Source organism: Oscillibacter sp. PEA192 (assembly GCF_003574015.1).
GTDB lineage: Bacteria > Bacillota > Clostridia > Oscillospirales > Oscillospiraceae > Oscillibacter > Oscillibacter welbionis.
The window spans coordinates 2,714,556-2,733,400 of record NZ_AP018532.1; the positions used below are offsets into that span (position 1 = coordinate 2,714,556).

Annotated in this window: 16 protein-coding genes and 1 other annotated feature; of the genes, 13 read left to right on the forward strand and 3 right to left on the reverse strand. The window is 63.1% G+C overall.

Translation table 11 applies throughout. The annotated features are described in order from the left end of the window. Window positions 1–24: 24 nt before the first annotated feature. From DN611_RS13530 to DN611_RS13585, 12 genes are all read left to right on the forward strand, one after another. Window positions 25–252 (forward strand): hypothetical protein, encoded by a 228-nt coding sequence (locus tag DN611_RS13530; RefSeq protein WP_119311614.1) that lies wholly within the window; start codon window positions 25–27, stop codon window positions 250–252. A 502-nt stretch (window positions 253–754) separates the two neighbouring features. Continuing rightward, a complete protein-coding gene (locus tag DN611_RS13535; protein WP_119311615.1) occupies window positions 755–2,371 on the forward strand; it encodes a CTP synthase in 1,617 nt (538 codons plus the stop codon). Next, window positions 2,368–3,441: a M24 family metallopeptidase gene (locus tag DN611_RS13540; protein ID WP_119311616.1), complete on the forward strand. Its 1,074-nt coding sequence runs from the start codon at window positions 2,368–2,370 to the stop codon at window positions 3,439–3,441. Before DN611_RS13535 ends, DN611_RS13540 begins: the two co-directional genes overlap by 4 nt. A 35-nt stretch (window positions 3,442–3,476) precedes the next feature. Next, a complete protein-coding gene (locus DN611_RS13545) occupies window positions 3,477–3,770 on the forward strand; it encodes a TipAS antibiotic-recognition domain-containing protein (protein ID WP_021748182.1) in 294 nt (97 codons plus the stop codon). Window positions 3,771–3,949: 179 nt separating this feature from the next. Further along, entirely contained in the window at window positions 3,950–5,563 is a 1,614-nt protein-coding gene (locus tag DN611_RS13550; protein WP_021748184.1) for a putative manganese-dependent inorganic diphosphatase, read from the forward strand. Window positions 5,564–5,967: 404 nt separating this feature from the next. Continuing rightward, the gene (locus DN611_RS13555; protein ID WP_021748186.1) at window positions 5,968–6,975 is read left to right on the forward strand and encodes an ABC transporter substrate-binding protein; all 1,008 of its coding nucleotides are present in this window, start codon (window positions 5,968–5,970) and stop codon (window positions 6,973–6,975) included. A 290-nt stretch (window positions 6,976–7,265) separates the two neighbouring features. Continuing rightward, window positions 7,266–8,207: an ABC transporter permease gene (locus DN611_RS13560; protein WP_021748188.1), complete on the forward strand. Its 942-nt coding sequence runs from the start codon at window positions 7,266–7,268 to the stop codon at window positions 8,205–8,207. Further along, window positions 8,200–8,994, forward strand: coding sequence for an ABC transporter ATP-binding protein (locus DN611_RS13565; protein ID WP_119311617.1), 795 nt, complete (start codon window positions 8,200–8,202; stop codon window positions 8,992–8,994). The genes DN611_RS13560 and DN611_RS13565 overlap by 8 nt, the downstream gene beginning before the upstream one ends. A 162-nt stretch (window positions 8,995–9,156) precedes the next feature. Continuing rightward, window positions 9,157–9,405: a binding site (T-box leader), on the forward strand. A 157-nt stretch (window positions 9,406–9,562) separates the two neighbouring features. Continuing rightward, the gene (locus tag DN611_RS13570) at window positions 9,563–10,567 is read left to right on the forward strand and encodes an ABC transporter substrate-binding protein (RefSeq protein WP_021748191.1); all 1,005 of its coding nucleotides are present in this window, start codon (window positions 9,563–9,565) and stop codon (window positions 10,565–10,567) included. A 34-nt stretch (window positions 10,568–10,601) separates the two neighbouring features. After that, entirely contained in the window at window positions 10,602–11,465 is an 864-nt protein-coding gene (locus tag DN611_RS13575; RefSeq protein WP_025545197.1) for a fumarylacetoacetate hydrolase family protein, read from the forward strand. A 27-nt stretch (window positions 11,466–11,492) separates the two neighbouring features. Continuing rightward, a complete protein-coding gene (locus DN611_RS13580; RefSeq protein ID WP_333637348.1) occupies window positions 11,493–12,437 on the forward strand; it encodes an ABC transporter permease in 945 nt (314 codons plus the stop codon). Next, window positions 12,430–13,203: an ABC transporter ATP-binding protein gene (locus DN611_RS13585; protein WP_025545195.1), complete on the forward strand. Its 774-nt coding sequence runs from the start codon at window positions 12,430–12,432 to the stop codon at window positions 13,201–13,203. Before DN611_RS13580 ends, DN611_RS13585 begins: the two co-directional genes overlap by 8 nt. 36 nt (window positions 13,204–13,239) lie before the next feature. Here DN611_RS13585 and ilvA read toward each other — a convergent pair whose 3' ends face one another. Next, a complete protein-coding gene (gene ilvA, locus DN611_RS13590; protein ID WP_036629692.1) occupies window positions 13,240–14,433 on the reverse strand; it encodes a threonine ammonia-lyase in 1,194 nt (397 codons plus the stop codon). A 258-nt stretch (window positions 14,434–14,691) separates the two neighbouring features. Here ilvA and DN611_RS13595 point away from each other — a divergent pair, with 258 nt between their 5' ends. Beyond that, window positions 14,692–17,169, forward strand: coding sequence for a cation-translocating P-type ATPase (locus tag DN611_RS13595; protein ID WP_288181523.1), 2,478 nt, complete (start codon window positions 14,692–14,694; stop codon window positions 17,167–17,169). A 51-nt stretch (window positions 17,170–17,220) separates the two neighbouring features. Here the strand turns inward: DN611_RS13595 and DN611_RS13600 are convergent, their stop codons facing one another. Together DN611_RS13600 and DN611_RS13605 are read right to left on the reverse strand one after the other, a co-directional pair. After that, the gene (locus DN611_RS13600; protein WP_119311618.1) at window positions 17,221–17,868 is read right to left on the reverse strand and encodes an aspartate/glutamate racemase family protein; all 648 of its coding nucleotides are present in this window, start codon (window positions 17,866–17,868) and stop codon (window positions 17,221–17,223) included. Window positions 17,869–17,884: 16 nt separating this feature from the next. After that, entirely contained in the window at window positions 17,885–18,769 is an 885-nt protein-coding gene (locus tag DN611_RS13605) for a YitT family protein (protein WP_021751543.1), read from the reverse strand. Window positions 18,770–18,845: the final 76 nt, after the last annotated feature.

Consider the following 18,845-nt stretch of genomic DNA (forward strand, 5'->3'; position numbering starts at 1 on the left):
CCTCCTGAATCGAAAGGAGCCGAAATGAAGAATTCGCACACCTGTCCCAAGTGCGGCAGCAGAGACATCGTCCGAATCCCCGACCACCCCAGCCGCTACGCTAGCGGCAGCAACATTTATACCACCCGGTACACCCTGCTGGGCAAGGTCCCGGTGATCCGCTACGTCTGCTGCGGCTGCGGGTATGTGGAGAATTGGGTGGACTCCCCCATGGAGCTGGTCCAGATCCACCAGACCTACGGGGCTCCATGACTCTTCCAAAGGCCGGGCGCGAAGTTTCCGCGCCCGGCCTTTGCCGAAATCCACAGAAAACCAGTTGGAATCGCCCTGCGGATTCTGCCGGTTTTGCCATCTGACGGCCGTTGACATTTTCCCAAGCCGGTGCTACACTGAAACAGTATTTTTTGGAAACGCTTTGGGCAGCGGTTTGCGGCGGATGCCGCAACGCGACAACCGAACAGACACACCGCGGACCGCGGCCGAACGTCCCGAAAGAGACTGGGACTTTCAGCCGCAAAATCGGTCCGGCGGTGTTTTTTGTTATGCTTTTGCATAACAAAAAACGAAAATGCGCCATTTCCCCGCCCCTTTGGGGCAACCGGAAATGATGCGCAAAAACTTCATGCGCAGCGGCATTTGCCTGTATTCGTGGTGCACTGTACCGCGCATGAAGTTTGTTTTTTGTTTGTCAGCCCGGGGCGTACAATTCGGTTTCCTGCTAAAACTGTGTGCGTGGAAAGGCAAGGTGAGCGGCATGTCAACGAAATTTGTATTCGTTACCGGCGGCGTGGTCTCCGGCTTGGGCAAGGGGATCTGCGCGGCCTCCCTGGGGCGGCTTCTGAAGCAGCGGGGTGTCCGGGTGCGGAACCAGAAGTTCGACCCCTATATCAATGTGGACCCGGGGACTATGAGTCCCTATCAGCACGGCGAGGTGTTCGTCACCGAGGACGGGGCCGAGACGGACCTGGACCTGGGCCACTACGAGCGGTTCGTGGACGAGGACCTCACCGGCAACAGCTCCGTGTCCTCCGGCAAGATCTACTGGTCCGTGCTGAACCGGGAGCGCCGGGGCGACTACCTGGGCGCCACGGTGCAGATCATCCCCCACATCACCGACGAGATCAAGCGCCGCATCTACGCCATGGCGGAAGAGGACGTGGACGTGGTCATCACGGAGATCGGCGGCACCGTGGGCGACATTGAGTCCCAGCCCTTCCTGGAGGCTATCCGGCAGGTGGCGGCGGAGCGGCCCCAGGGGGATGTGGTGTTCATCCACGTGCCCCTCATCGTCCAGATCCCCGGCAGCGGCGAGCTGAAGAGCAAGCCCACCCAGCACTCCGTGAAGGAGCTTTTGTCCCTGGGCATCCAGCCGGATATTCTGGTATGCCGGTGCGACGTGCCCATCACAGAGGACATCCGCCGGAAGATTGCCCTGTTCTGCAATGTCCAGCCGGACTGCGTCATCCAGAACGCCACGGCGGAGACGCTGTATGAGGTGCCCCTGCTGATGGCCAAGGAGGGTCTGGACGAGGTGGTGTGCCGGAAGCTGGGCCTCATCACTCACCAGCCGGATCTGCGGGAGTGGAGCGCCATGGTGAAGCGGGAGAAGAACGCCCGCAAGCGGGTGTCCATCGCCCTGGTGGGCAAGTACACCCAGCTCCACGACGCCTACCTCTCCGTGGTGGAGTCCCTGAACCATGCGGGCACCGCCAACGACGCGGTAGTAGACATCCGGTGGGTGGACTCTGAGACCCTGACGGAGGCCAGTGCGGCGGAGCGGCTGGCGGGCTGCAGCGGCATCCTGGTGCCCGGCGGCTTCGGCGACCGGGGCATCGAGGGCATGATCGCGGCCGTGCGGTACGCCCGGGAACGCTGCATTCCCTACTTCGGCATCTGCCTGGGGATGCAGATGGCGGTGATCGAGTTCGCCCGCCACGTGCTGGGCTGGGCAGACGCCAGCTCCTCCGAATTTTCCTCCACCGCCCACCCGGTCATCGACCTGATGCCGGACCAGGTGAATGTCACCGCCAAGGGCGGCACCATGCGGCTGGGCCGCTACCCCTGCGTGCTGGCGGAGGGCTCCCGCAGCCGGGAGCTGTATGGCGCGGCAGAGATCTCCGAGCGCCACCGCCACCGCTACGAGTTCAACAACGATTTCCGGGCGGAGATGCAGGTGGGCGGTATGCGGCTGGCGGGCCTGTCCCCAGACGGCCGCCTGGTAGAAATCATCGAGCTGTCGGACCACCCCTGGTTCGTGGGTGCCCAGTTTCACCCGGAGTTCAAGAGCCGTCCCGACCGGCCGCATCCGCTGTTCTATGGATTTGTAAAGGCCTCTGTGATGAAAATGGAGGCTCAGGAGGTAACACGATGAATCACTTTGCTAAAATCGCCGCCCAGCTGGAATCCCGTGACCTGGACGGTATGCTGCTGACCCATGAGGCCAACCGTTTTTACGCCTCCGGCTTCCACTCCGCCGGAACCGACGGCATGGCCCTGGTCACCCGGGAGAAGTTCTATTACTTCACCGACTCCCGGTACACAGAGGCCGCCCGGCGGCATGTGCAGGATGCGGAGGTCCAGGAGGCAGGCCACGGCCGGGGCTATTCCGCCCTGCTGATGGAGGCCGTCCAGCGCCACAGCATCCAGCGCCTGGGGTTTGAGGACGCCTATATGACCGTCCGGGAGCACGACGCCTATGCCCGGGCTCTGCCCTGTGAGCTGGTGCCCGCGGCGGACCTGCTGGCAGAACTGCGGGCGGTAAAGGACCCGGAGGAGCTGGAGATCATGATTGCCGCCCAGCGGATTGCGGAGAAGGCCCTGACGGATATCCTGAACGAGATCCGGCCCGGCGTCGCGGAGAAGGAGATCGCCGCCCGGCTCCAGTATCTCATGCTCCACTACGGGGCGGAGGACAAGTCCTTCGATCCCATTGTGGTGTCCGGCCCCAACGGAAGCCTGCCCCACGGGGTACCCTCGGAAAAGGTCATCCAGGCCGGGGAGTTCGTCACCATGGACTTCGGCTGCATCTATCACGGCTACTGCTCCGACATGACCCGTACCGTGGCGGTGGGATCCGTGACGGATGAGATGCGCCAGGTCTACGACACGGTGCTGCAGGCCCAACTGGCGGGTATCGCAGCCGCCCGGGCCGGGGCCACTGGAAAGGCCGTGGACGGCGCCGCCCGGGACATCATCCGGCAGGCGGGCTACGGTCCCTGTTTCGGCCACAGCTTCGGCCACGGCGTGGGAGTGGAGATCCACGAGGGGCCCAACGCCACTCCCTCCAACGACAAGCCCCTGCCCGCCGGGGCGGTGATCTCTGCCGAGCCGGGCATCTACCTGCCCGGGAAGCTGGGTGTGCGGATTGAGGACGTGCTGTACCTCACACCGGAGGGCTGTCAAAACCTCACTCTGGCCCCCAAGGAGCTGGTCATTCTCTGACCCCGATTCAATCCCACGCAAGGAGGAAAAATCCCATGGCAAGCTATATCGGCGCGTCCGCCGAGCAGGAGGACGCCGACCCCATTCTCATGGCCTTTGCCGCTGAGGCGGCCAAGGGCGACCCCGCCAGTCCGGAGGCCCGTGAGCTGGTGCTCCGCTGGCAGGCCCATCTGGTGAAGTTCAGCCGCAGCTGCGACGAGGAGAAGCTCCGCCGCCTGGCGGACCTGTACAGCTGGGACAACCGCTTTGCAGAGGTTCTGGACAGCTACGGCCCCGGCACAGCCCACTTCATGGGCGAGGCCATCGAGGCCTATTTGGAAACCCTGTGAACGCCGTCGCGCACCGGCGCAAAACCGCCTCCGCCCCCGCTGGCGGAGGCAGTTTTTGCCCTTCCGGCCCCCGGTTTTCCGGCCTGCGGGCTGTTGACAAACCTGCGCCGGAGACGCATAATAAAGCTATCAACACGCCAAAAATTGGATGCCCCGCATCCACTTGAGAGGGAGTATTCATGGACACCATCTATATCACCGGACACCGGAACCCGGACACGGACTCCATCGTCTCCGCCATGGCCTACGCGGCGCTGAAGAACGCCCTTGGCCAGCGGCAGTACGAGGCCGCCCGCCTGGGCCAGATCAGTGACGAGACCCAGACCGTGCTGGATCGCTTCGGCTTCCAGCCCCCCAAGCTGCTGAACAACGTGCGTACCCAGGTCCGGGACCTGGATTACGACACGCCCGCCACCCTGTCCGCCGCTGCCACCATCAGCCGGGCCTGGCGGACCATGCAGAAGGACAAGATCTCCGCCATCCCCGTGGCCAATGAGGACGGGACCCTGTTCGGAATGCTCTCCGCCGGGGATGTGGCCAACTATGACATGTCCTCCGTCCGCAACCCTAAGGTGGGCGAGATCCCGGTGTACAACCTGCTGTCCGTGCTGGAGGGCAAAATTCTCAACCAGGGCGGCGAGATGCGGGACGTGATCTCCGGTGAGGTCACCATCGCCCTGCCCGCCAGCCGGGAGAACCTGGTGTTCTCCGACCCGGGCAGCATCGTGGTCTGCGGCGACCAGCCAGACATGATCCGCCGTGCGCTGGAGATCGGCGTCAGCTGCATCATCGTCTGTCAGGCGGAGGTGGACCCGGAGCTGCTGGCCATGCAGACGGACACCTGCATCATCTCCACCGCCTATGACGCCTACCGGGCAGTGCGGCTCATCTACCATGCCATGCCCATCAGCAGCATCTGCAAGAACAAGGATCTGGTGTGCTTCCACCTGGACGACTATATCGACGACGTGCAGAACACCGTGCTGGAAAGCCGCTTCCGGGCCTATCCCATTCTGGATGAGGAGGAGCGGGTGGTGGGCACCCTGTCCCGCTACCATCTGCTGCGGCCCCGCCGCAAGCAGGTGATCCTGATGGACCACAACGAGAAGGCCCAGTCCGTACCGGGCCTGGACCAGGCGGAGATTCTGGAGATCATCGACCACCACCGGCTGGCGGACATCCAGACCAAGAATCCCATCACTGTCCGGAACGAGCCCGTGGGCAGCACCACCACCATCGTGGCGGGGATGTATCAGGACAAGGGCCTGATGCCCACCGCCAAGATGGCGGGATTGATGGCCGCGGCCATCGTCTCTGATACGGTCATGTTCAAGTCTCCCACCTGCACCCAGCGGGACATCGACGTGGCCAACCGCATGGCCCGGATCGCCAACATCTCCCTCCAGGCGCTGGGACAGGTGATCTTCTCCGCCTCCGGCGGCGGTGCGAAGTCTGCAGAGGAGATCTTCCGCACAGACTACAAGGAGTTCCACATCGCAGGCCACAACCTGGCGGTGAGCCAGGTCACCTGCATGGACTCCGACCAGCTGCTCCAGCGCAAGGGAGAGTTTTTGCAGCTCATGAGCTCCCTGCAGAAGAAGCAGGGCTTCGACATGGTAATCCTGATGATTACCGATGTACTGCTGGAGGGCACCCAGCTGCTGTTCGTGGGCGACAGGGACAGCATCCGCCAGGCCTTCAATGTGGAGGATGCGGAGGACGTGGTGTTCCTGCCCAAGGTCATGTCCCGGAAAAAGCAGGTCATTCCCATGCTCTCCGCCCTGTGGGGCTGAGGAGCGCGTGGCCCCGCCGCCCGGCGCTTTCTGCTGAGGAAGCTGCCGGGCGGCTCTGTTTTTTGGGAAATCTCCTGCCTCTGAAACATTTTCCAGAGATTTTGTATAAATTCACCATTGACTTTGCCTGTTTAAAGCAGTATGGTGTAAAAGTACAAAGGCCGGTCGGCAGAAGGGAGCTCTTCCATGGTTTTGTTTGCAGCAGCGTTCCGCACTGTGGCGGGGTTCTCTCGATTTTATGGCTGCCAGGTCCGCTATGCGGGCCGATATTGTCATAGGCAGAGCAGCCAGTGAAGGTCCGGCGGCCGGTGGATCTCACCCCGTATGGAAGGCGGCTCTGCTCTTCGGACAGAGCCGCTTTTTGTAATTTCCCCGCGATCAATCTTGAAAAGGAGATCTCTGCGATGAAAAAGAAGTTTCTTGCCCTTGCGCTGACCGCCGTCATGGCTCTGAGCCTGGCTGCCTGCGGCGGCGACACCCAGTCCACAGATACCGATGCCGATACCAGCGGCGACGAGTCCGCCTCCGGCAGCCAGACCTACACCGTGGGTATTATCCAGCAGGTCCAGCACGAGGCCCTGGACGCCGCCACCCAGGGCTTTCAGGACGCCCTGACGGAACTGCTGGGCGACAGTGTCACCATCGACCCCCAGAACGCCTCCGGCGATACCGCCAACTGCACCACCATTGCCAACAACTTTGTCTCCCAGGGCGTGGACCTGATCATGGCCAACGGCACCACCGCTCTCCAGGCCGCTGCCACCGGCACCAGCACCATTCCCATTCTGGGCACCTCCATCACCGAGTACGGCGTGGCTCTGGGCATTGACGGCTTTACCGGCACCACTGGCTACAACGTCTCCGGCACCTCCGATCTGGCGCCCCTGGACCAGCAGGCTGAGATGCTGCACACCTGGTTCCCCGACGCCCAGACTGTGGGCCTGCTGTACTGCTCCGCCGAGCCCAACAGCCAGTATCAGGTGGACACCGTCCAAGGCTACCTGGAGGATCTGGGCTATACCTGCACCCAATACTCCTTCTCCGACTCCAACGACCTGTCCGCTGTGGCCTCCTCAGCCTGCACGGCCAGCGATGTCCTGTACGTTCCCACCGACAACACCGCTGCCAACAACGCCGAACTGATCGGCAACATCTCCCTGGACACCGGCACTCCCATCATCGCCGGTGAGGAGGGCATCTGCAAGGGCTGCGGCGTGGCCACGCTGACCATCAGCTACTATGACATCGGCTACAAAACCGGTGAGATGGCCTATGATATCCTGGTGAACGGCGCCGATCCCGCCACCATGCCCATCGAGTACGCCCCCCAGTTCACCCCCAAGTACAACCCCACCATGTGCGAGGCTCTGGGCCTGACCCCGCCCGACGGCTATGAGGCCATCGCCGAATAAGGACGAATGGACGGAGAACCGATAAAGAGCCGGCGGATGTTTTCAAATTCTTGTCTGCAAAACTTCCGCCTTCACCGGCGGGGAGCCCTCTCCGGGGCTCTCCGCCGCCCGGTCTCCGTCCTATGGGCGGCGTCTGCGGTATGCCACCCTTCCGCCCCGTCATCCAAATCTTATCAACACACTTTCAGCGGAAAAGGGGCTTCCCCTTTCCGCTGAACTTTGCTAGAATAGAGCAGCAAATTGCCTCCGGAAACAGCCGGGGGATTTTGGAGGGATTTCACTTGAACATCATGCATCTGGTCAACGCCCTGCCGGGTGTGGCCGCCCAGGGACTGATCTGGGGCATCATGGCCATCGGCGTCTACATCACGTTCCGGATCCTGGACGTGGCCGACCTGACGGTGGACGGCACCATGGCTACCGGCGGCGCCGCCTTCATCATGCTGACCATGGCGGGGGCGCCGGTGCCGCTGGCGATGCTGGGGGCGTTTCTGGCGGGTGTGCTGGCGGGACTGGTCACCGGCCTGTTCCACACCGCCTGCGGCATTCCGGCAATCCTCGCCGGTATCCTCACCCAGCTGGCCCTGTACTCCGTCAACCTGCGGATCATGGGACAGGCCAACCGGCCCGTCAGCTCCCGACAGTATGACCTGCTGGTGGACCAGCAGAGCGTCCGCTCCCTGAGCCTGGACAACCCCATCCTGGTGGTAGCCATTTTTGTGGCGGCGGTCATTGCCCTGCTGTACTGGTTCTTCGGCACGGAGCTGGGTGCCTCCCTGCGGGCTACTGGTTCCAACCCCAATATGTCCCGGGCCCAGGGCATCAACACCAACTTCACCAAGGTGCTGGGCCTGATGCTGTCCAACGGACTGGTGGCCCTGTCCTCCGCCCTGCTGGCCCAGTACCAGGGTTTCGCGGACGTGAACATGGGCCGGGGCGCCATCGTCATCGGCCTTGCCGCCGTCATCATCGGCGAGGTGATCTTCGGCAAAGTGTTCCGCAACTTTGCGCTGAAGATGCTGGCTGTGGCCATCGGCGCCATTTTGTACTACCTGGTGTACCAGGTGGTCATCTGGCTGGGCCTGAACACCGATGACATGAAGCTCATCACCGCCCTGATCGTGGCGGCCTTTCTGGCCATCCCCTACTGGAAGGGGAAATACGCCCACGTCAAGGTGCCCGCCGGGAGCGCCAATGCCGGAGCAAAAACAGGAGGGGATCAGGATGCTTGAGATCAAGGAGATCTGGAAGACGTTCAACGCCGGGACGGTCAATGAAAAGCAGGCCCTCCGGGGCGTCAGCCTGACGCTGAAGGACGGTGACTTCTGCACGGTCATCGGCGGCAATGGCGCCGGCAAGTCCACCATGCTCAATGCGGTGGCCGGCACCTTTTCTGTGGACAGCGGCGCCATCGTCATCGACGGGGTGGACGTGACCCGCCTGCCGGAGCACAAGCGGGCCAAATTCATCGGTCGGGTGTTTCAGGACCCTATGATGGGCACCGCCCCCACCATGCAGATCGAGGAAAATCTGGCGCTGGCGGCCCGCCGGGGCCAGCCCCGCGGCCTGGGCTGGGGCATCACCAAGACGGAGCGGGCGGACTACCGGGAGCTGCTGCGGGACCTGGGGCTGGGTCTGGAGGACCGTCTGACCAGCAAGGTGGGGCTCCTCTCCGGCGGCCAGCGCCAGGCGCTGACGCTTCTGATGGCCTCTTTGAAGCGGCCCAAGCTTTTGCTGCTGGACGAGCACACTGCCGCCCTGGACCCCAAGACCGCCGCCAAGGTTCTGGCTCTCTCCGACCGGATCGTGGAGGAAAACGGCCTCACCACCATGATGGTCACTCACAACATGAAGGACGCCATCGTCCACGGCAACCGGCTCATCATGATGTACGACGGCCGTATTGTCATCGACGTGTCCGGCGAGGAGAAGAAGAAGCTCACCGTTCCCGACCTGCTGGCCCTGTTCAGCAAAGTCAGCGGCTCTGACGAAGCCGACGACAAGCTGCTGCTTTCCTGAGCCGCGGAAAACCCGATTCAAACTGCATGTTACTCCCCGGCAGGGCCATCCTGCCGGGGTAGTTCTTGCCCCGGATTTTATCTCTTTAAAGCAGCAAAAAAGATTTGTGCAAAATCACGGTTGACATTTCCGCCGCCGCTTCGTATAATGCAAAGCAATCAAGCAAAACCGATGAGCAAGAGGAGTACCTGGTCAGGTCACCTTTCAGAGAGCCGTGGATGGTGGGATCACGGCAGAGAACTTTCCAGCGAATGGACTTGCGAGGGCAGCGCAAACGGCAAAATGCTCAGTAGCGTCTGACGGGGCCCGCACCCGTTATCCGGGCGGCGCGTATGAATGTACGTGGAACGAGCGGGCGCTTTGCGTCAACTTGGGTGGTACCGCAGGATGGTTTCAAGTCTTGTCCCAAATATGGGGCAGGGCTTTTTTTGATTCCCCTGATCGGTCCGGGAAAGGAGTATGGAGATATGAAACACAATACCAGACGATGGCGCGGCCTGTGCTGCAATATCAATTCCCTGAACGGACCCCTTTCAAATATTCTGTATCAAAGATTGGAGAATCTATTATGATGAATCTGCTGAAGAAGCTGGCCGCCTGCGGCCTGTCCCTGACCATGATCCTGTCCCTGGCCGCCTGCGGCGGCACCGATGACACCTCCTCCGGCGAAAGCGGCGGTGAGCCCGTCAAGTATCTGATCGGCATCAGCCAGTACGGCCAGCACGGCTCCCTGGACAACTGCCGGGAGGGTTTCCTCCAGGGCCTGGAGCAGGCCGGTCTGGTGGAGGGCACGGACTTTGAGGTGGACTACCAGAACGCCAACTTCGACGACAACCAGGCTACCCAAATCGGCCAGATGTTTTCCGCCGAGGACGCGGACCTGATGGTGGGCATCGCCACCAACTCCGCCATCGCCTGCTTCAATGCCGCGGAGGACAAGGACATCCCCGTGATCTTCACCGCCATCACCGACCCGGTGGGCGCCCACCTGGACGCGGGCAACATCACCGGCACTTCCGATGCCCTGCCGGTGGAGGGCCAGCTCCAGCTGATCCGGGCCCTGCAGCCGGATGCCGACACCATCGGCATCGTCTACACCACCAGCGAGGCCAACTCCGTCTACTCCATCAGCGTCTATGAGGAGCTGGCAACGGACTACGGCTTCACCATCGACGCGGTGGGCGTCACCTCCCAGGCAGAGGTCACCCAGGCGGTGGATACCTTGCTGTCCCATGGGGTGGACTGCCTGTCCAACCTGACGGACAACAATGTGGTGGGCGTGCTGGGCGCCATTCTGGAGAAGACGGACGAGGCGGGTATCCCTGTCTACGGTTCCGAGGTGGAGCAGGTAAAGCTGGGCTGCGTGGGCGGCGCGGGCCTGGACTACATCCAGCTGGGCATCCAGACCGGCCTGATGGCCGCCAAAGTCCTCACCGGCGAGGCCGCCTGTGAAGACCTGCCCTACGAGACCATCGAAAACTATGGCCTGTATATCAACTCCGACGCGGCGGCCGAGCTGGGCATCACCATTCCCGACGACATCGCCCAGGAGGCCCAGGAGTGCGCGGAATAACATCTGTAACATCCATTACCAAGGAGAACTCTTCATGAAGCTTGTCACCTATCGTCTCAGCGGCGCCGAGCATGTGGGCGCCCTCACCGCCGATGGAAAGGGCGTGCTGCCCCTCCCCGCCGCCGATATGAACACCTTGATCGAAACCATGACCCCTGCCGACCTCCGCTCTGCCGCCGCGGCGGCAGAGCGGGGCGGTGCGGTCCCGCTGTCAGATGTGGAGCTGCTGGCTCCCATCCCCCGCCCCCGGCAGGATGTGGTCTGCCTGGGCATGAACTACCGGGACCACGCGGAGGAATCCGCCCGGTACAGCGCCGATGCCTTCACCAAGAACAGTACAGCGGCGGTCTACTTCTCCAAGCGGGTCAGCGAGGCCGGGAAGCCCGACGGCGTCATCCCCCGTCACGCGGGCCTTACGGACCGGCTGGACTATGAGGCGGAGCTGGCGGTGGTGCTGGGCAAAGCCGCCCGGGACGTGAAAGCCGCCGATGCGGCAGACTACATCTTCGGCTACACCGTCCTTAACGACGTATCCGCCCGGGACCTGCAGACAGGCCATAAGCAGTGGTACTTCGGCAAGAGTCTGGACGGCTTCACGCCCATGGGCCCCGTGCTGGTCACCGCCGACGAGATCGCCTATCCCCCGGCGCTGGAGATCACCAGCCGGGTCAACGGCGAGCTGCGGCAGAAGTCCAATACCGCTCTGCTGATTACCTCCATCGGGCAGATCCTGGAGGAGCTGACCGGGGGAATGACGCTGCTGCCGGGCACCATCATCGCCACCGGCACCCCGGCGGGAGTGGGCATGGGCTTCGATCCGCCCAGATTCCTCCAGTCCGGCGACACGGTGGAATGCGCCATCGAGGGCATCGGCACCCTCTGCAGCACCGTGATCTGATCTTTTCACAAGGAGGCTTCTCATCTCATGGATGTGATGGAACTGCTGACCAGCACTCTGATCCAGGGGCTGATCTACGCCCTGATCTCCTACGGCGTGTATATCACCTATTCCATTCTGGACTTCCCGGATCTGGGGGTGGATGGCACGTTTCCCCTGGGGGCCGCTGTCACGGCGGTGCTGATGACCAAGGGCGTCGATCCCTGGCTGACCCTGCCCGCCTCCCTGATAGTGGGCGGTCTGGCGGGACTTTTCACCGGTCTGGTCCACGTGAAGCTGAAGGTGCGGAACCTGCTGGCGGGCATCATCACCATGACCGCCCTGTTCTCTGTGAACCTGCAGATCGCCGGGTCCAACCTGACCATCGACCGGGGTACGGACACCATCTTCACCTCTGCCCCGGTGATGGCCCTGTTTGGGGATCTCTCCCTCTCCGGGCGGAAGCTGATTGTGTCCCTGGCGCTGGTCATCGTCATCAAGCTGCTGCTGGACGCCTATTTCCACACGAAGTCCGGCCTGCTGCTGCGGGCTGTGGGCGACAACGCCACCCTGGTGACCACCTTGGCCAAGGACCGAGGCACAGTAAAGATCCTGGGGCTGGTGATCTCCAACGCCCTGGTGGCCTTCGGCGGCTGCATCGTCTGCCACGAAACCCGCAGCTTCTCCGCCACCATGGGTACCGGCCAGCTGGTGTACGGCCTGGCGGCGGTGATTATCGGTGTGTCCATCATACACTTCTACACCGGCACCCGGCTGGCCCGGGGACTGCGGAATTCCGGGCCCCTCCGCTTCCTGGGTTCCCCCCAGGGCACCACGGCGGTAGTGCTGGGCAGTGTGCTCTACAAGCTGTGCATCCAGGTAGCCATGAGCCTGGGACTGCCCACCAATATGATGAAGCTGATTACGGCTGCACTGTTCCTGCTGGTGCTGGTGCTGTCCGGCCGGAAGGGGGAGGCGATCATCCATGCTTGAAGTACGGGACATCACGAAGATCTACAACCCCGGCACCCTGACGGAGCAGCGGCTGTTCGAGCACTTCTCCCTGACAGTGGAGGAGGGCCAGTTCGTGGCCATCGTGGGCAGCAATGGCAGCGGCAAGACCTCCCTGCTGAACATCATCTGCGGCTCTATCCCCATCGAGGGCGGCGACGTGCTGGTGGGCAGCCGGAGCATCTCCAAGCTGAAGGACTACCAGCGGTACGCCACCATGGGCCGGGTCTACCAGGACCCCGCCGCCGGCACCTGCCCCAACCTCACCATGCTGGAAAATCTGTCCCTGGCGGATAACAAGGGCGGGGCCTACGGCCTGGGCCGGGGCGTCAATAGAAAGCGCATCGACTTCTATCGCCAGCAGCTGGCCTCCCTGGGCCTGGGACTGGAGGATAAGCTGGATGTGCGGATGGGGGCCCTCTCCGGCGGCCAGCGGCAGGCTGTGGCGCTGCTGATGGCCACTATGACGCCGCTGAAGTTCCTGATCCTGGACGAGCACACGGCGGCCCTGGACCCCAAGACCGCTGAGGTCATCATGGCCCTGACGGACAGAGTCATCCGTGAAAAGCATTTGACGGCCATGATGGTCACCCACAACCTCCGCTACGCGGTGGAGTACGGAGACCGGATCCTGATGATGAACCGGGGCCGGGTGGTGCTGGACCGGGCCGGAGCGGAAAAGCGGGCCACCTCTATGGACGATATCCTGACCATGTTCAATCAGATCTCTCTGGAGACCGGGAATTGAGGAAAAAAAGCGGGCATCCTTTGGATGCCCGCCTTTTTACTCCTTTTCCAGCTCATAGCCCATGGCCGTCAGCTCCCGTCGGATCTGCTCCACATGGGCGGCGTCCCGGGTCTCCAGCACCATGGAGACCATGCAGGCTCCCACGTCGGAATGCTGATCCTCCCGGGCATGGTTGATGCTGAGGATGTTGGCGCCGCTGTCCGCCACCACCTTCAAAAGCTGCAGCAGGCTGCCGGGCTTATCCGCCACCTTCGTGCTGATCTCTGCGATCCGCCCGGCCTTGGACAGGCCCTTGGTGATGATCCGGGACAGCGTGGTCACGTCCACATTGCCGCCGGAGACCACGCACACGGTTTTCTTCTCCGACGTGTCCACCTTGCCGAACATCACCGCCGCCACCGGCACGGCGCCGGCGCCCTCCGCCACGGTCTTCTGCCCCTCCATCAGCGCCAGGATGGCGGAGGCGATCTCGTCCTCGCTGACAGTGACCACCTCATCCACATACTGCTGGCACAGGGCAAAGGTCAGATCACCCGGCTTCTTCACCGCGATGCCGTCCGCAATGGTGGACACGCTCCGCAGCTCCGTGGGGCCCCCGGCGTGGCGGGACAGGTACATGGACGCCGCGCCCGCCGCCTGAACGCCCACGATCCGGCAGTCCGGCTTCAGCTGCTTCACCGCAAAGGCGATGCCGCCGATGAGGCCGCCGCCCCCGATGGGCACCACGATCTGCTCCACGTCCGGCAGCTGCTCCAGGATCTCCAGGCCGATGGTGCCCTGGCCGGCGATCACCAGCGGGTCGTTGAAAGGGTGGGCGAAGGTGTAGCCCTGCTCCTTTGTCAGCCGCTCCGCCTCCGCCGCCGCGTCGTCATAGACGCCGGGCACCAGCACCACCTCTGCGCCGTAGCCACGGGTGGCCTCCACCTTGCTGATGGGCGCCCCGGCGGGCATGCAGATCACCGCCTTGATCCCCAGCCGGGATGCGGACAGGGCAATGCCCTGGGCGTGGTTCCCCGCAGAGCAGGCGATGACGCCCCGGGCCGCCTCCTCCGGCGTCAGGCTGCGGATCTTGTTGTAGGCGCCCCGGAGCTTGAAGGCCCCGGTCAGCTGCAGGTTTTCCGCCTTGATGTACACGTTCTCCCCAAATTTCGGGGCCCTGTCCAGCGGTGTCCGCCGGGCGATGCCCCGCAGGGCCTCCTGGGCCTCCCGGACCATATCCAAAGTCAGCATGGACTCCCCTCCCACGTCTTTCTTATGCTTCATTATATCGGCGTGCCCGGCAGAATACAATGCACAACTCCTCCAATGTTTTTCATCCAATGACATCGTTTTTACAGTTTGTCTTTACACAAAGGACATCCATATTCTCTCCGCGGGCAGCAAGGCGTTCCTCCGCCTGCTGCGGCACGGAAAGTTTTCAATTCATCTCTATACAAATCTTCCGAAAATTGCTATAATGAATCAAATTTTGTCGAAGGAGGAGTGTCCGTGAAACCGCACCGGAAAGCGGCCCCCGCGGAGGCCGCGGCCGCTGGCCGCCAGGAGATGCCCCGCTGTGCCCCCAAGGCGGACAGCGGCCTCTCCTCCGCCCAGGCTCAGGCCCTGGCGGAGGCCGGCTGGGACAACCGCCCGGTGGAGTCTCCCACCAAAAGCGATAAGCAGATCATCCGGGAGAATATCTTCACCTACTTCAACCTGATTTTCGTGGTTCTGGCGGTGTGCCTGCTGCTGGTAGGGGACTGGAAGGACATGACCTTCCTCCTCATCGTGGCAGCCAATGCCGTCATCGGCATCGTCCAGCAGCTGCGCTCCAAACGCACCATTGAGAAGCTGTCCCTCCTCTCCGCCGCGAAGGTGCGGATCATTCGGGACGGAAAGGTCCGGGAGCTGCCGGTGGACCAGCTGGTGCGGGAGGACGTGGTAGAGCTCACCGCCGGCTGCCAGATCCCTGCGGACGGACCGGTCCTCACCGGGCAGGTGCAGGTGAACGAGGCCCTCATCACCGGCGAGGCGGACGCCGTCACCAAGGAGCCTGGGGACCAGCTGCTGTCCGGCAGCTTCGTCATCTCCGGCAAGTGCCGGGCCCGGATGGACCAGGTGGGAGCAGACTCCTACGCCTCCAAGCTGACGCTGGCGGCCAAGAAAGATGGCGGCCCCGGCAAAAGCGAGATGATGCGCTCCCTGGACAGCCTGATCCGCTTCATCGGTATCGTGTTGATCCCCATCGGCGCAGCGTTGTTCTACAACCAGTTCGTCAATCAGGATCTGGGCCTGCGGCAGTCCGTGGTCAGCACGGTGGCGGCCCTGATCGGCATGATCCCGGAGGGACTGTTCCTCCTGACCAGCGTTGCCCTGGCGGTCAGCGTGGTGCGGCTGGCCCAGAATCGGACGCTGATCCACGAGATGAACGCCATCGAGACCCTGGCCCGGGTGGACGTGCTGTGCGTGGACAAGACCGGCACCGTCACCAGTCCTCAAATGCAAGTGCGGGAGGTGGTGCCCCTGGACCCGGAGTCCTGTTCCGACACGGACATCACCGACATTCTGGGTGCCTTTTACCGGGTGCTGGATCCGGATAACGACACGGCGAAGGCCATCGCGGACAAGTTTCCCCGGGGGCCCGGCTGGCCGGACCGGGGAGCCGTGCCCTTCACCTCCGCCACCAAGTGGAGCGCCGTGAATTTCCTGGACCGGGGGGCTTATGTGGTGGGCGCACCGGAGTATATCCTGGGGCAGGACTTCGCCGCCCTGGAAAAGCGTACTGCCCCCTACGCCGCCCAGGGCTGCCGGGTACTGCTGCTGGCCCAGTGCGACGGGGCGGAGATCGGGCGCCTCCACGGCGTGGTGATCCCCCTGGCCCTGCTGGTGCTGGAGAATCCCATCCGCCCCAACGCTCCCAAAGTCTTCGATTACTTCCACACCCAGGGCGTGGATGTGAAGGTCATCTCCGGCGACAACCCGGTGACCGTCTCCGCTGTGGCGGCCCAGGCAGGCATCCGGAACGCAGAGCAGTGGGTGGACGCCCGGGAGCTCCAGACGGATCAAGACATCGCCGCGGCCGTGCGGGAGTACACTGTGTTTGGCCGAGTGGTCCCCAACCAGAAGCGGAAGATCGTCCGGGCCCTCCAGAGCCAGGGCCACACGGTGGCCATGACCGGCGACGGTGTGAATGACGTGCTGGCATTGAAGGACGCCGACTGCGGCGTGGCCATGGCCTCCGGCGCGGATGCCGCCTGCCAGGTGGCCCAGCTGGTGCTGCTGGACAGTGACTTTGCCGCCATGCCCAAGGTGGTGGCGGAGGGCCGCCGGGTCATCAACAATATCCAGCGGGCCTCGGCATTGTACCTGGTGAAGAACATTCTGTCCTTCTTTCTGGCCCTCATCACCCTGTTCGCCGCCTTCCCCTATCCCTTTGTTCCCATCCAGCTGACGCTGATCTCCGCCCTGACCATCGGCGTGCCCTCCTTCTTCCTGGCGCTGGAGCCCAACCACGACCTGGTGAAGGGCAAGTTCCTCCACAATGTGCTGCGGCGGGCTTTTCCCGGCGGTCTCACAGCCATCTTCGTCATCCTCTTTGCGGAGCTGTTCGTCTACACCTTCGACCTGACGCTGGCAGAGCTCTCCACCATCTGCGTGATCCTGATGGCGGTAAACGGTCTCATGGTGATCTACTACGCTGCCCGACCCCTGGATGCCAAGCGGCTGGTGCTGCTGGTGGCCATGAGTGCGGCCATGTTCGTGGCGGTGGTGTTCTATGGGGCGTTCTTCTCTCTCTCCTCCCTGTCCTTTGCAGCCTGGCTGGTGCTGATCGTGCTGGTGCTGCTGGTGGTGCCCATCCAGATGGGCCTGGAGTGGTGCTTTGACCGCTGCACCACGGCCCTGGACCGCCGCCGGGAGCGGCTGGCAAAGCGCCGCCGCGCTCCCCGCAGACCCCGGCCGGCGCACCGCTCCCGGCGCCGTCGGTGATCTTTCCCACGCCAAATAGAGCGGACCGTGGAAAACCACGGTCCGCTTTCTTCATTGGGTCAGCAGGCGGAGCATCTCCTCCGCCGGGTCCACCAGCGGCAGCCCTGTCCGGGCCGCCAGGGCCTCCTTAAAATAGGGGAAGTGCGTGCAGCCCAGCACCAGCGCCTCCATCCCGCCGTCGGCAAACCACGCTGCCAGCGCCGCCAGACGGTGGCGTTCCACCAGCTCCTCCGGCGGCATCCCCGCCTCCACGGCCAGCACCACCGGCAGCGCACAGGCCCCCAGCAGATCCAGGGCGGGATTGGCCTCCAGCAATACTTTCTCGATGCCGGAGAGTCCCTGGGCGTTGGCGGCGATGACCCCCAGCGCCCGGTAGCGGAGCGCCAGCCGCCGGTACACGTCCAGCGGCGTCACGATCCGCATCCCCGTCTCCTCCGCAAGCCCCGGGAAATCCACTGCCGCAGACAGGGAGTTGCAGTAGACGAAAGCCCGCCGACAGCCCTGGGCCATGGCGCCCCTCAGCACCGCCAGGGCCTGGCGGCGCTTGTCCGCTGCCGGGGCGTGCTGAAAGGCAGTCTGCTCCCTGGGTCCCCGGGAGAGGGGAAACGGCACGCCCGGCAGCCCCCGTTCCTCCAGATATGCCACGCCCATCCGGGTGTCCACCGGTGTGCCGGCCAATACAGCAATAGGTCCGTTCATGGCGATCCTCCTCTCCTCATCCCAGCTTCCGCGGAAAGTTGCCGAATACCCGGACGCCCTCCTGCACAGTCAAAAACGCGTGGGGGTCCACAGAGTGCACCATGTGGAGCAGCTCCTCGATCTCATATTTGGAGAGGCACACGCACAACACACGGACATCGTCCTTGGTGTAGGCGCCCACGCCGTCCCAGTAGGTCACGCTCCGCCCTAGCTGTTTGATAATGAAGTCCGCCAGGACGCTCTCGTCCTCCCGCGTGAAAATCAGGGCTTGAACGGTGACATTCTGCTGGTGCATCCTGTCCAGGATCATGGAGTTTGCGAAGTTGTAAATCACGGAGTAAATGGCGACCTCCGGGTCAAACAGGATCAGGATGGCCGTATAAAGCAGGGCATTGAAGCCCAGCGCAAATTTACCCACCGTAAAAGCACTGTCCCGCTTGCTCATGATGAGTCCCAGCACGTCCAGTCCGCCGCCGCTGCCGCCGCAGGTGAGGACGATTCCGCTGCCGATCCCGGTGAGGATGCCGCCCAGCAGGCAGGCCGTCAGATAATCGTCCACAATGGGCTGCGTGGGAATGGGAATGATGCTGTAAAAAACAGAGTAGGATACCGTACAGATGATGGTCCGCACCGCCAGTCCCCTGCCCAGGTTCCGATACCCGATCATGAGCAGCGGGATGTTCAGCAGAAAATAGAGGACGCCTGCGATGTCGTAGGCCCCGAAGCTCACGCCCAGGAAGTCCTGCAGCAGCGTTCGCACCAGTTGGCAGAAGCCCAGCAGGCCGCCGGTGTACAGGCTCAGGGGGACAATGAAGAGATTCAGCGCCGCGGCCGCGATCAGCTCGCCCAGCACGGCGAGCACCAGCCGCAGGATTCGGTTGTGCAGGGTAGTGTACAGCATGGGTAAAACCTCCCTTGGGAGTGCAGCTCCCTTCTGCGGATATCCATGGTCCCTCTTTGATACCGATTATACGGTG

Bases quoted from the DNA above. Each gene is read 5' to 3' on its own strand.
- DN611_RS13530 (WP_119311614.1), top strand. From the start codon at position 25: ATGAAGAATTCGCACACCTGTCCCAAGTGCGGCAGCAGAGACATCGTC.
- DN611_RS13535 (WP_119311615.1), top strand. From the start codon at position 755: ATGTCAACGAAATTTGTATTCGTTACCGGCGGCGTGGTCTCCGGCTTG.
- DN611_RS13540 (WP_119311616.1), top strand. From the start codon at position 2,368: ATGAATCACTTTGCTAAAATCGCCGCCCAGCTGGAATCCCGTGACCTG.
- DN611_RS13545 (WP_021748182.1), top strand. From the start codon at position 3,477: ATGGCAAGCTATATCGGCGCGTCCGCCGAGCAGGAGGACGCCGACCCC.
- DN611_RS13550 (WP_021748184.1), top strand. From the start codon at position 3,950: ATGGACACCATCTATATCACCGGACACCGGAACCCGGACACGGACTCC.
- DN611_RS13555 (WP_021748186.1), top strand. From the start codon at position 5,968: ATGAAAAAGAAGTTTCTTGCCCTTGCGCTGACCGCCGTCATGGCTCTG.
- DN611_RS13560 (WP_021748188.1), top strand. From the start codon at position 7,266: ATGCATCTGGTCAACGCCCTGCCGGGTGTGGCCGCCCAGGGACTGATC.
- DN611_RS13565 (WP_119311617.1), top strand. From the start codon at position 8,200: ATGCTTGAGATCAAGGAGATCTGGAAGACGTTCAACGCCGGGACGGTC.
- DN611_RS13570 (WP_021748191.1), top strand. From the start codon at position 9,563: ATGATGAATCTGCTGAAGAAGCTGGCCGCCTGCGGCCTGTCCCTGACC.
- DN611_RS13575 (WP_025545197.1), top strand. From the start codon at position 10,602: ATGAAGCTTGTCACCTATCGTCTCAGCGGCGCCGAGCATGTGGGCGCC.
- DN611_RS13580 (WP_333637348.1), top strand. From the start codon at position 11,493: ATGGATGTGATGGAACTGCTGACCAGCACTCTGATCCAGGGGCTGATC.
- DN611_RS13585 (WP_025545195.1), top strand. From the start codon at position 12,430: ATGCTTGAAGTACGGGACATCACGAAGATCTACAACCCCGGCACCCTG.
- ilvA (WP_036629692.1), bottom strand. From the start codon at position 14,433: ATGCTGACTTTGGATATGGTCCGGGAGGCCCAGGAGGCCCTGCGGGGC.
- DN611_RS13600 (WP_119311618.1), bottom strand. From the start codon at position 17,868: ATGAACGGACCTATTGCTGTATTGGCCGGCACACCGGTGGACACCCGG.
- DN611_RS13605 (WP_021751543.1), bottom strand. From the start codon at position 18,769: ATGCTGTACACTACCCTGCACAACCGAATCCTGCGGCTGGTGCTCGCC.